Here is an 11,318-nt window from a genome sequence, read left to right on the forward strand (position 1 = left end):
TACCCCCTCTCAGTGAACGCTATGCAGGAAACCCTCATCTAGCGCACCACCATCGTCGAGAAGTAGCTACCCCGATCGGGCACATCGTCGAGCGAGCGGTACACGCGCTCGCCCGGAAGCCCACAATCCTCTACGAGCTCGGCACCGTCGAAGGCGCCCTCCTCGCGAAGGATGCGCTTCGTGTCCGCAAGCGAGCGGCGCGCCTTCATGACCACCTTCGTCCCCGGCCAGCCGATTGCGCGGCGCACGTCGTCGTAGCCGCCGGGCACGATGTGCAGAGGCGACGACATCTCGGGCGTGAGGTCGCGCTCGAGCGCCGCGGCGACCGCGCAGAAGCTCGGCACGCCGGGAATGGCGCGCGCCTCGAACCCGTGGGCGCGCACGTCGGGCGCTATGCGCTGGAAGGTGGCGTAGATGCTCGGGTCCCCCAGGTTCAGCAGCGCGACGTCGCGGGCCGCATCCAGGTGCGCGACAAGCTCGCGAACAAGCGAGGCATGCTCGGCCGCGCGGCGCTCGAGATCGCGCGTCATCGAGAATCGCACGGGGATCACCGTCTTGCCTGTAAAGTCGACGGCGCCGCGCACGATGTCGAGCGCGACCATGGCCCCGTCCGCCGTCTGCGGTGCGGCGATGACCGGACACGATTCGATTGTGCGGACGGCCTTGATCGTGAGAAGCTCGGGGTCGCCAGGCCCCGTACCCACCCCGTGCAGCACGCCTTTACTCATACGTCGCCCCCAATTCCCCGATGACTGCATCGGCGCCCGACGTGCGGAAAAGCTCGCGGCGCTCGGCGTCGAACACGACCGCGGCGATGTCGCATGCGCCCGCCGCGCGGCGGCGCAACCTGTCCTCGATTGCCGCGGCGAGCGAGGCGCGCGCAGCGTCCCCCACGCCGGCGGCCTCGATTACCTCGAGCGCCGCCGTGGTCGTGACCGACGACATGATCTCGCGCACGGTCTTCGCGCCCGCGCCGACCAAGGCCGCGTGGGCGGCCAGAATCTCCGCGCGGCAGTCGGCGGTACGCGAATGGGTGTCCATGATGCCGCCAGCGACCTTCACCAGCTTGCCGATGTGTCCCACAAGAAGGACATTGGTGAATCCCTCGCGAACGCAGCAATCAATCGCATCGCCCACAAAGTTGGAGATGAAGACCACCGGCGCACCGTTTAGGTGGAAATGCCCCGAGATGAACTGCCCGCCGTAGTTGCCGGGCGTGAGCACGACTCCGCGCCGCCCCATAGCCGCATGCTGCCGGATCTCGAGCTCGATGCTGTCGCGCAAGGCAGCGAGGCTGCGCGGCTCGACGATGCCCGTCGTGCCCAGGATGGAGATGCCGCCCTCTATCCCCAGGTGCGGGTTGAAGGTCTTTTCGGCAAGGGAAACGCCCTCGGGTACCGAAATCGTCACAGCAATATTTCCAGAAAAGCCGTGCGCGGCGCACACCTCGCGCACCGCCGAAGTGATCATCGCGCGCGGCGTCGCGTTGATGGCGGCCGCCCCAACCGGCTGCTCGAGCCCGGGCAACGTCACGCGCCCCACGCCCACGCCGCCATCGACGGAAACTTCCGATTCGCGCGCGGGCACGTCCTTGCCGCCCGCAGCACCCGTGCCCGACCCCGCATGTTCCACGCGCGCGTACACAAGCACGCCGTCGGTCACATCGGCATCGTCGCCTGCGTCCTTTCGCACGGCGCACTGGGCGCACCCCTCGCCGATGCATGCGTCGATCACGTTCGCCTCGACGGGCAGCCCGCCGGGGGTGACGATCGACACGAGGCCGACAGGCTTTCGTGACAAGAGCATCTCGCAGGCTGCCTTCGCCGCGAGCGCGGCGCAGCTCCCCGTGGTGTAGCCGCAGCGCAGGCGGGTCGTCCCGGTATATATGTAATGCTCGAAGGCCACGCTAGCTGCTCGCCTTCCGATACCCCGTGGCAAACGAAGGGTCGTAAAGCTTGCTGCGCTCGTACGACTCCGTTTGCGCGCCGTTGTGCGAAAGCCCGCCGCGAGCTCCGAGCACGCGGCCCACCACCACGAGCGCCGTGCGGTCGATGCCCTCTCGCGCGCCCGCGTCGGCGAGCGTGCCCACTGTGCATCGCACCACGCGCTCCTCAGGCCAGGTCGCCTTGTACACGAGCGCGGCCGGCTCGTCGGAGCTGCGGCCCGCGGCCAAAAGCTCGGCGGAAAGCTCGGCGAGCATACCCGAGCTCAGGAAGATGACCATAGTCGAGCCGCTTTCCGCCATGGTGCGCATGCCCTCGCCCGCGGGCATGGGGGTGCGCCCGGAAAGCCGCGTGATCACGACCGACTGGCTGATTCCCGGCAGCGTGTATTCCTGGCGAAGCGCCGCCGCGGCACCGCAAAAGCTCGACACGCCGGGCACCACCTCGTAGACCACGCCGCGCGCGTCGAGCGCGTCCATCTGCTCCTGGATGGCGCCGTACAGGCACGGGTCGCCCGTGTGCAGGCGCACCACTTCCTCGCCCCGCGCATCCGCCGCGCACATCACGTCGAGCACTTCCTCCAAGGTCATGTGCGCGCTGTCGTAGACGACGCAGGATTCCTTGCACTCGGCGAGCAGCTCGGGGTTCACAAGGCTCCCCGCCCAAACGACCACGTCGGCCGCGCGTAGAAGACGCGCCCCGCGCAGCGTGATAAGGTCGGCGGCGCCCGAACCTGCGCCAACGATATGAATCATCCGAGCCTTCCCTTCCCGTTTCTCATCGCAACCGTTTACGCCGCCATTCGCGCAGCGGGCAAAACACGGCGCCTGCGGCAGCAATCGGCGCAAATACGCAGGCAGGAGGCGCAATGCCGCCCGCGCTGGCTTTGACACGTTCACAAGTGCCCACTATCATAGTAAAAGTTTCGGCAACGAGCATATGACAATCGGATAAAAGGAAATGACCGGCGCGGCGCCTGCACAGCCCGCGCTGGCTTGCGGAGGGAACCAGGTGGGAATCCTGGGCAAGGGACATTACTGTATAGGACGCGCGAGCGAACCGCCTCGCGCCCCAAGCCAGACTGCTTCGCCTTTTCCTCACGGCATCGCCGTGGCGTTAGCTCCTTGTGAACCCCGAGGGGTGCGCTTTTCTTTCGCTTGTGCCGACAAGCAACTGTCGCCGGGGGACCGGCAAACCGAGGAAAGGAAAAACCATGTCCGACCAGATGTCACGCCGCGGCTTCATGGGCGCCGCAGCAACCGGAGCCGTCGCGCTCGCCGGAGTCGCGCTCGCGGGCTGCTCCAACACCTCCGCGAGTTCCGAGAAATCTAGTGAAAAGGAGAAGGCCGCGAAGCCGGTCATCCTCGTCACGAGCTTCGGCACGAGCTACAACGACTCGCGCCACATCACCATCGGCGCCATCGAAGACGCTATCCGCGAGAAGTACTGGCAGGACTACGACATCCGCCGCGCCTTCACCGCGCAGATCATCATCGACAAGCTGAAGAAGCGCGACGGCATCACGATCGACAACATGACCGAGGCGCTTGACCGCTGCGTGGAAGACGGCGTGAAGGAAATCGTCGTGCAGCCGACGCATCTCATGGCTGGCCTGGAATACGCCGACGTGAAAGACGAGCTCGACAAGTACGCCGACAAGTTCGACAAGATCTCGCTCGGCGACCCGCTGCTCACCTCCGACGACGACTACAAAAAGGTGGCCGCAGCCATTAAGGAGAACATGGCGTCCTTCGACGACGGCGAGACGGCGCTGTGCCTCATGGGCCACGGCACCGAAGCCGATTCCAACGCCGACTATGCCAAGATGCAGGAAGTGTTCAAGAACGAGGGTTTGACGCAGTTCTTCGTCGGCACCGTCGAGGCTGAACCGACCTGCGAGGATGTTATCGCCGCCGCGAGCGCCGCAGGCTACAAGAAGGCCGTGCTCGCGCCGTTCATGGTGGTCGCGGGCGACCACGCGAACAACGACATGGCAGACGAGACCGACCCCGACAGCTGGGCTGCGAAGTTCGTGGCCGCCGGCTTCGAAGTGACGTGCCTGCTCCAGGGTCTGGGACAGAACGTCGCGGTCGACGACATCTACGTCTCGCACGTGGACGACGCCATCGCCAAGCTGTAAACTCGCCGCGCACGGGGGCGCCGGTCGCGTCCCCGTGCAACGGGCATGCGCCTTTCCCCGACTGACGACGCATGCCCGTTGCATTCGCATCCCGACCGCCCACCGCACGGCACGGGCGGTCGAAGCGATTGAAAGGAACCCCCTCCATGTTGAAGAAAACCCTCGTCTTCGCCCTGTCGGCGGCGCTTTTCGCGTTCTCGCTCGCCGGCTGCGCCGGAAATTCAATCGACAGCGCAAAGGCAAGCGATGCCGATTCCCAGGAAAAGACCGAACAGGCGGCCGATGCGCCCGCGGGCGCAAGCGCTGCCCCCATCACCGCCGACAAGGTGGCCGACGGCACCTATCCAATCACCGTAGATTCCAGCTCGAACATGTTCAGGATCGTGGACGCCCAGCTCATCGTGGAAAACGGCTCCATGCACTGCGTGATGACGCTTTCCGGCACGGGCTACGGCAAGCTCTTCATGGGCACGGGCGACGAGGCTGCCGCCGCGAGCGAGGCCGACTTCATCCCCTATGTGGAAAACGCGGAAGGCAAGTACACCTACGACGTGCCCGTTGATGCGCTCGACGAGGACACCGCCTGTGCCGCGTGGAGTATTAGAAAAGAGCAGTGGTACGACCGCACACTTGTGTTCGAATCCGCCGGCGTCGATCTGCGCGCCGACGCACTGAAGTAACGCCATGCGGTCGATTCTTCCCAAGGGGGAAAACAGGAAGCTCCACAGCATCGCGGCGCGCGCGATCGCCTGCGTTCTCGTCGCCCTGCTCGCGCTTCCCTTCGCGGGGTGCAGTGCGAGCCCGAACGCGACCGGTGGCACGGCGGGCTCTCAGGAATACACGGTGAGCGTCTCGCTTTCCGGCGGGTCAGGGCGCGCAAGCATCGCCTCACCCACCACAATTGTGAAGGATGGCGACACCTACACCGCGACCATCACCTGGTCGAGTTCAAACTACGACAAGATGACCGTCGACGGCGTGGACTACGCGCCCGTAAACGACGGCGGCAACTCCACGTTCGAGATACCCGTCACGCTCGACGAGGACATCGCCGTGTCGGCCGAGACCGTCGCCATGTCGACGCCGCACACCATCGACTACACGCTCCACTTCGACTCATCCACCATGAAGGAGAAATCGGGCGACGATGCAAGCGGCGGCTCCCCTGCGGGAACGGCTTCAAGCGCCGCGGCCGACTTCCACAACGCCGATTTGGGCTGCGGCTGGGAGCCGACGGGAGCGCTTCAGCTTGAATACGCCGAGCACTTCACTGTCGACGAGTTCGAAGGCGGTCTGCGGCTTATCTGCGTTTCGAATGGGGAGCGTTTCCTCGTAGTGCCGCAAGATGCGAAGGTACCTGATGGGTTGAGCTCCGACATCGCGGTCATAAGGCGCCCCGCCGACAAGGTGTACCTCGTGTCGTCGGCGACGATGTGCCTGGTCGACGCGCTCGATGCGAACGACAATATCATCATGTCGGGCACGAAGGCCGACGATTGCTCGGTCGCAGGCTTCAAAAGCGCGCTCGAAAGTGGGGCGATCGCCTACGGCGGCAAGTACAGCGCGCCCGACTACGAGCGAATATCGGCCTCGGGCTGCACGCTCGCCATCGAGAACACCATGATCAACCACACGCCCGATGTGAAGGAAAAGCTGCAGAAGCTCGGGCTCGTCGTGCTCACCGAACAGTCGTCGAGCGAGCCCGAAGCACTCGGGCGCGTCGAGTGGATTAAGCTTTTCGGCGTCCTGTTCGACAAGGAAGACGAGGCCGCGCACCTGTTCAACGAGCAGAAGGCCCGCGTCGAGCAAACGTCGGGGCTCGCGTCGTCAGGTAAAACCGTGGCGTATTTCTACATTAACTCGAACGGGGCCGCCGTCACGCGGCGGGCGGGCGACTACGTGGCGCAGATGATCGAGCTTGCAGGCGGCAGCTACGCGCTCGATGACGCGCAGGCGTCGTCGACGTCAGGTTCGTCAGTAACGCTCGAAATGGAGCGCTTCTACGCGACGGCGAAGGATGCCGACATTATCGTCTACAACGGCACCATCGACGAGTCAGTTACCACCTTGAACGACTTCGTAGGCAAAAACGCGCTATTGTCGCAGTTCAAAGCCGTGAAGAACGGCAACGTCTGGGTCACAAGCGCCGACATGTACCAGCAGATGACTTCTACCGCCGACATTATCGACGAGCTGCACGGGGCGTTCACCGGCAATGACGCGAGCGACTTCCATTATCTGAGGAAGCTCGGTTAGCGCCATGAGAAGCCGGTTTTCCATGGCATACGACGAATCGGGGCGCGCCGCGCGGTGTCGCGTCGTGACGGCGCTGCTCGCTGTTGCCCTCATCGTGCTCGTCGGGGCCAACCTGTGCATCGGGAGCGTGCTCGTGCCCGCAGACCACATCCCCGGCATCCTTTCGGGCGGCGCGGCCAATTCCATGGAAAGCCAGGTCATCTGGGAGATTCGCCTGCCGCGCGTGCTTTCAGCCGTGCTTCTCGGCGGGGCACTTTCGCTTTCCGGGTTCCTGCTGCAGACGTTTTTCAACAACCCCATCGCCGACCCGTTCATCTTGGGCGTCTCCTCGGGCGCAAAGTTCGTTGTCGCGCTTACGATGATCGTGCTTCTAGGCGCGAACCAGGCCATGTCCTCGCCGGCCATGGTGGCCGCAGCGTTTCTGGGCTCGCTTATCACCATCGGCTTCGTGCTCCTCATCGCACGGCGCATAAGTTCCATGGCCATGCTCATCGTGGCGGGCGTCATGGTGGGATACATCTGCTCGGCGGCGACGAACTTCCTCATCGCCTTCGCCGACGACCAGTCCATCGTGAACCTGCACAACTGGTCTTTGGGTAGCTTCTCGGGTTCGAGCTGGGACGACGTTGCGGTCATCGCGGTCGTGGTGATCACCGTGAGCGCATGCGTATTCGCGATATCGAAGCCCCTTTCCGCCTTCCAGCTGGGAGAAGCCTACGCGAAAAGCGTCGGCGTGAACGTCGCACGCTTCCGCGTGGTGCTCGTCCTTCTAGCGAGCATGCTCTCCGCCTGCGTGACCGCGTTCGCTGGTCCGGTGTCGTTCGTAGGCATCGCGGTTCCGCATCTCGTGAAGTCGGCGCTAAAGTCGTCGAAACCCATCCGCGTGATTCCTGCGTGCTTCTTGGGAGGCGCCATCTTCTGCGCGGGCTGCGATTTGATCGCACGTACGCTGTTCTCTCCCGTTGAGCTTTCCATCAGCGCCGTCACCGCCATCTTCGGCGCGCCGGTGGTTATCGCGCTCATGTTGAAGAAGCGGGTGAGGTAGATGGGGGAATTCGTGCCGCGGCCCAAAAAGCTCGGAGGGAACATTCCATGCTTAGACAGTCCTGAGCTCGCACGAAAGCGCCAGAAGGCACTTTCGGCTCGTGCGGAACTGCGCGCGGAACGACTCCTCCGAGCGGAGTCGAACCTCGAAGCCCCGGTCGAAACGCAGGCTGACGGGGTTCCGCTTTTCCGCATAAGCGACCTGTCGGCGGGCTACGACAAGAAGGTCGTAGTCGGAGGCGTCGATCTGGAGGTTCGCGCGGGCGACGTTGTGGCGCTCATCGGGCCGAACGGCTCGGGCAAGTCGACCATCTTGAAAACCATCACACGCCATCTGGCACCGCTTGCCGGCGCGGTCGAGCTCGACGGGCGGGAGATTTCCCGATGGAAGACGGCGGAGTTCGCAAGGAACCTTGCCGTTATGCTGACAGATCGCCCCCGGACCGAGCTCCTCACCTGCCGCGATATCGTAGAGGCGGGAAGGCATCCCTACACCGGGCGAATGGGCACACTCTCGCCCGACGACCATAGTCGGGTCGACGAGGCCATGAAAACCGCACATGTGGAAGAGCTCGCCGAGCGCGACTTCATGCAGATAAGCGACGGGCAACGCCAGCGCGTCATGCTCGCACGCGCCATCGCGCAGGATCCGCGTGTGCTCGTGCTCGACGAGCCCACGTCGTATCTCGATATCCGCTACCAGATCGACCTGCTGCGAATACTTCGACACCTTGCGAAATCGCGGAATGTGGCTGTCATCATGTCCATCCACGAACTCGAGCTCGCGCAGAAAAGCGCCGACAAGGTGATTTGCGTGAAGGACGGCCGGGTCTTCCGCGCCGGCGTACCCGAGGACATATTCACGCGCGAGACGATTGGCGAGCTCTACGGCCTTCAGCATGGCACCTTCAACGAGCGCTTCGGCAGCGTGGAAATTGGGCGCCCGCACGGCGATGCGCACACGTTCGTCATCGCCGGCGCAGGTACGGGGTCGGCTGTGTTTCGCCAGCTCATCCGGCAGGGCAAGGCGTTCTACACGGGCGTTCTGCACGAAGGGGACATCGACTGCGAGCTCGCGCGCGACCTGGCGGCGGAATGCGTGGCCGAGCGCGCCTTCGAGCCGATCGGGGATAAAACCATAGCCCGCGCCAAAGAGCTCCTCGTCCACTGCGCGCGCCTTATCGTGTGCCCCGCCGCCTTCGGCACCATTAACGCCCGCAACGCAGAGCTCGTCGAGTTCGCACGCTCGCACGGTATCGAGGTCATGCGAGCGTGCGAAGGCGCATCGGAGGATTCCCAATTGGGGTGGAAAGGATAAACTGGACTTTCTTTTAAGGATCCTCAGGCTACAGCTCCTACGCCGGCGAGGTCTACAAGGCGCCGGAGAACCTCGTAAACAGGAATTTCCACGCCGACGAGCCCAACCTGCTGTGGCTCACCGACATCACCGAGTTCAGGCTCCCGGGCGGCGAGAAGGTCTACCTGAGCCCGGTCATCGACTGCTTCGGCGGGATGCTCGTCGCCTGGTCGATCGGGCTGCACCCCGACAAGCGCCTCGCGAACTCGAGCCTGCGCCTAATCCAAGCGAGATTCCAAACTCGAAAGGCCATTGAGAGTCAGGTCGTTGGCGACCTCCGAGACACGCTCGATAGGAACCGAACCGTCAGACAGCGCCCACGTGCGATAGATACCGATAATACCGGACAGCAAAAACGCCAGATAGTAATCGAACATCTCGTCCTTGAGGCCGTGGGGCAGCAAGTCGCGCTCGGCAATCTCATGCTCGAGCGGCACACGAAGACGAGCCATAAAATCATCGAGCGGAATATTCTCGATCAGCTGACGATTGAGCACCAGGTTGTTGCATAGCGCCTCGTTAATGGTTTTAAAGAAGGTCGCCGCCGCGCCCAGGGCGCGCTCGTTGGTGTCGCCGTTCATGGAAGCAAGCGTTTTCTCGACCGAGTCGACAATCATCTCCACCACATCGACGGCAATGGCATCGAGCAGGCCGTCAACCGTACCAAAGTGAACGTAAAAGGTCTTGCGGTCGACATTGGCCTCGCGCGCGATGGCACTCACCGTAATGTCTGCCAGCGGCTTTTCCATGAGCAGGCGCTCGAAAGCGGAAAGGATGGCATTGCGGCTGCGAACGATGCGGCGATCAATACGCGGTTTGCTGGTGGCCATGGGCGCGTCCCTTCGATATGCGGGCATTCATCAACAGATGAGAGATAATCTACGTAAGAGGATTATCCCCCATACAGCACAAATATGCCCCGCATCATGAAGAACGCACGACTGCCCTACTGCGACTTAGGGTGCTTCTTCTTATTGAGTGCCGACGGAGATACGCGAATACCGTCGCCTGTCTGGCGCACATAGGCTTTATGAGCCGGCTTAGCGGTCCCAGAAGCCTTCTGAGCGTGCTTCTTGGGATCAACGGTAACCGCATTCGTGGGGTGCGGCTTAGTGGGCGCAGAGGGCGTCTGAGACGTGCGGCCGAGTTTGCGCATCACGCGATCCCAGCGCGCATGGATGCTCTCGTTGTGGGCGCTCTTAAGTCCCAGCAGGGGCGCAGCCAAAATGGTCGGCGCAATAAACGTAATGAGGCGCCACAGCAGATAGCCGGCGGTCGAAGCCGACCCAAAGAAATGACCCAAGAACAATGCAAAGCCGCCCTCAGCGCCACCAGTTCCACCGGGCAAGGGAACCGCAGAGCTCAGCAGCTGGACAAAGGCACTCGCGGCCATGACCGAGAAAAAGTCGACCTCGTGATGGCCAAAGGCAAGCATCAGGAAATACGGCACCAGATAGAAAAACGCGAGCTGCAGCATGGTGATAAACACGGTGAGCAGCATGGAAGAAAAATGTCCGGCCGAAAGCTTGAACTTCTCGGAGAAGGAGTAGATCTCGCCGTCGACAAACGTGCGCCATCCCTCGATCTTAGTGGCCGAGACACCTATGCGCTCGAGCCAATTGATGATGCAATGGGCGACGCGCGTGACGGTCTTAGGCATGAGCGCGACGGCGAAGATGCCCAGCAAGATGCAGCAGTGCCCACCAAAGCTAAAGACGCACAGCAGCGTCATGTCGCCATAGCGCTCGGCAAAAAACGGCATGCGAGCAAGCAATAGGATAGCGCCCCAGGCAACAAGGCCAAACTGATACACGATAAAACGCGTGAACTGCGTGGCGCCGGCCTCGCCGACATTTTGGCCCGCTTTGGTCAGGCGGTAGATCTGGGCAGGCGTAGAGCCCATCATCATGGGTGTCAGATTACCAAAGAAGATGCCACTCGCCTCGACCGAAATGAGGTCGCGGATACCGACGGGCGAATTGGGATCGAGCCAAACGGCAATCGCGTACGCCACGATACCAAAAAAGAGGTATAGAAACATGCAGAAGCATGCAGCGAGGAGCCAGGGCGCCTGGACGCTCGACATAGCAGCCCAGAACTGCCCCATCTGCCCGGTTACCACCAGATAGACGATATAACCCACCAGCACAACGCCGATAAAGATTGCGCCGCGGCGTGCGCTCTTATTGTCATCGCCGCCCGAGGCCTCAACCTCGACCTGGGGCTTAGACGTATGCTGAGAGGACTCCGTCATGAGACTCCTTCTAACAGTCAAAGTATCTTGGATATTGTACCCGTAAGGGCCATAGGCAGAACGCAAAGCTCTGGTTCAAACGGGAATTGCAGACGGTTGTTTGAAAATAAAAACCCGGGCTTCCATAGGAAGTCCGGGTATCAGATGCGTGGTAGCCCGTACCAGATTCGAACTGGTGATCTCCGCCTTGAGAGGGCGGCGTCCTAAACCGCTAGACGAACGGGCCATAAGCCTCAGCAGAAAAGAAGTGGTAGCCCGTACCAGATTCGAACTGGTGATCTCCGCCTTGAGAGGGCGGCGTCCTAAACCGCTAGACGAACGGGC

The 11,318-nt window shown here is 62.6% G+C and carries 10 protein-coding genes, 1 tRNA gene and 1 pseudogene; 6 read left to right on the forward strand and 6 right to left on the reverse strand.

Features of this window, described 5'->3' with window-relative positions:
• Positions 1–38: 38 nt before the first annotated feature.
• The 3 genes from cobI to cobM are packed head-to-tail and all read right to left on the reverse strand — an operon-like array spanning position 39 to position 2,698.
• A complete protein-coding gene (gene cobI, locus I2E13_RS08405) occupies positions 39–728 on the reverse strand; it encodes a precorrin-2 C(20)-methyltransferase (protein WP_195404809.1) in 690 nt (229 codons plus the stop codon).
• Positions 721–1,905, reverse strand: coding sequence for a cobalt-precorrin-5B (C(1))-methyltransferase CbiD (cbiD, locus tag I2E13_RS08410; RefSeq protein WP_271742760.1), 1,185 nt, complete (start codon positions 1,903–1,905; stop codon positions 721–723). The genes cobI and cbiD overlap by 8 nt, the downstream gene beginning before the upstream one ends.
• Position 1,906: 1 nt before the next feature.
• Positions 1,907–2,698, reverse strand: coding sequence for a precorrin-4 C(11)-methyltransferase (gene cobM, locus I2E13_RS08415; protein WP_195404810.1), 792 nt, complete (start codon positions 2,696–2,698; stop codon positions 1,907–1,909).
• Between the two features lie 458 nt (positions 2,699–3,156).
• Here cobM and I2E13_RS08420 point away from each other — a divergent pair, with 458 nt between their 5' ends.
• The 6 genes and pseudogenes from I2E13_RS08420 to I2E13_RS10975 form a co-directional block, all read left to right on the forward strand.
• Positions 3,157–4,083 (forward strand): sirohydrochlorin cobaltochelatase, encoded by a 927-nt coding sequence (locus I2E13_RS08420; RefSeq protein ID WP_117583469.1) that lies wholly within the window; start codon positions 3,157–3,159, stop codon positions 4,081–4,083.
• A gap of 146 nt (positions 4,084–4,229) precedes the next feature.
• Positions 4,230–4,763, forward strand: coding sequence for a hypothetical protein (locus tag I2E13_RS08425; protein WP_195404811.1), 534 nt, complete (start codon positions 4,230–4,232; stop codon positions 4,761–4,763).
• Positions 4,764–4,767: 4 nt separating this feature from the next.
• Entirely contained in the window at positions 4,768–6,339 is a 1,572-nt protein-coding gene (locus tag I2E13_RS08430) for an ABC transporter substrate-binding protein (protein ID WP_195404812.1), read from the forward strand.
• 22 nt (positions 6,340–6,361) lie between these two features.
• A complete protein-coding gene (locus tag I2E13_RS08435) occupies positions 6,362–7,384 on the forward strand; it encodes a FecCD family ABC transporter permease (RefSeq protein WP_114620020.1) in 1,023 nt (340 codons plus the stop codon).
• Between the two features lie 12 nt (positions 7,385–7,396).
• The gene (locus I2E13_RS08440) at positions 7,397–8,701 is read left to right on the forward strand and encodes an ABC transporter ATP-binding protein (RefSeq protein ID WP_271817613.1); all 1,305 of its coding nucleotides are present in this window, start codon (positions 7,397–7,399) and stop codon (positions 8,699–8,701) included.
• 29 nt (positions 8,702–8,730) lie between these two features.
• A pseudogene (locus I2E13_RS10975) lies at positions 8,731–8,955 on the forward strand (DDE-type integrase/transposase/recombinase); the annotation flags it as partial.
• Between the two features lie 3 nt (positions 8,956–8,958).
• On the opposite strand, the gene I2E13_RS08450 reads toward I2E13_RS10975, so the two are convergent.
• The 3 genes from I2E13_RS08450 to I2E13_RS08460 form a co-directional block, all read right to left on the reverse strand.
• Positions 8,959–9,570 (reverse strand): TetR/AcrR family transcriptional regulator, encoded by a 612-nt coding sequence (locus tag I2E13_RS08450; RefSeq protein WP_195404813.1) that lies wholly within the window; start codon positions 9,568–9,570, stop codon positions 8,959–8,961.
• Between the two features lie 116 nt (positions 9,571–9,686).
• Positions 9,687–10,994, reverse strand: coding sequence for a lysylphosphatidylglycerol synthase transmembrane domain-containing protein (locus tag I2E13_RS08455; protein WP_195404814.1), 1,308 nt, complete (start codon positions 10,992–10,994; stop codon positions 9,687–9,689).
• A 149-nt stretch (positions 10,995–11,143) separates the two neighbouring features.
• Positions 11,144–11,220, reverse strand: a tRNA-Glu gene (locus tag I2E13_RS08460).
• Between the last annotated feature and the right edge of the window lie 98 nt (positions 11,221–11,318).

It is taken from the genome of Collinsella aerofaciens, from assembly GCF_015554145.1.
In the GTDB taxonomy this organism is placed as follows: Bacteria; Actinomycetota; Coriobacteriia; order Coriobacteriales; family Coriobacteriaceae; genus Collinsella; species Collinsella aerofaciens_AA.

Coding starts and splice junctions, on each gene's coding strand:
- cobM (WP_195404810.1), bottom strand. CDS start 2,698: ATGATTCATATCGTTGGCGCAGGTTCGGGCGCCGCCGACCTTATCACG.
- I2E13_RS08420 (WP_117583469.1), top strand. CDS start 3,157: ATGTCCGACCAGATGTCACGCCGCGGCTTCATGGGCGCCGCAGCAACC.
- I2E13_RS08435 (WP_114620020.1), top strand. CDS start 6,362: ATGGCATACGACGAATCGGGGCGCGCCGCGCGGTGTCGCGTCGTGACG.
- I2E13_RS08450 (WP_195404813.1), bottom strand. CDS start 9,570: ATGGCCACCAGCAAACCGCGTATTGATCGCCGCATCGTTCGCAGCCGC.
- I2E13_RS08430 (WP_195404812.1), top strand. CDS start 4,768: ATGCGGTCGATTCTTCCCAAGGGGGAAAACAGGAAGCTCCACAGCATC.
- I2E13_RS08425 (WP_195404811.1), top strand. CDS start 4,230: ATGTTGAAGAAAACCCTCGTCTTCGCCCTGTCGGCGGCGCTTTTCGCG.
- cobI (WP_195404809.1), bottom strand. CDS start 728: ATGAGTAAAGGCGTGCTGCACGGGGTGGGTACGGGGCCTGGCGACCCC.
- I2E13_RS08455 (WP_195404814.1), bottom strand. CDS start 10,994: ATGACGGAGTCCTCTCAGCATACGTCTAAGCCCCAGGTCGAGGTTGAG.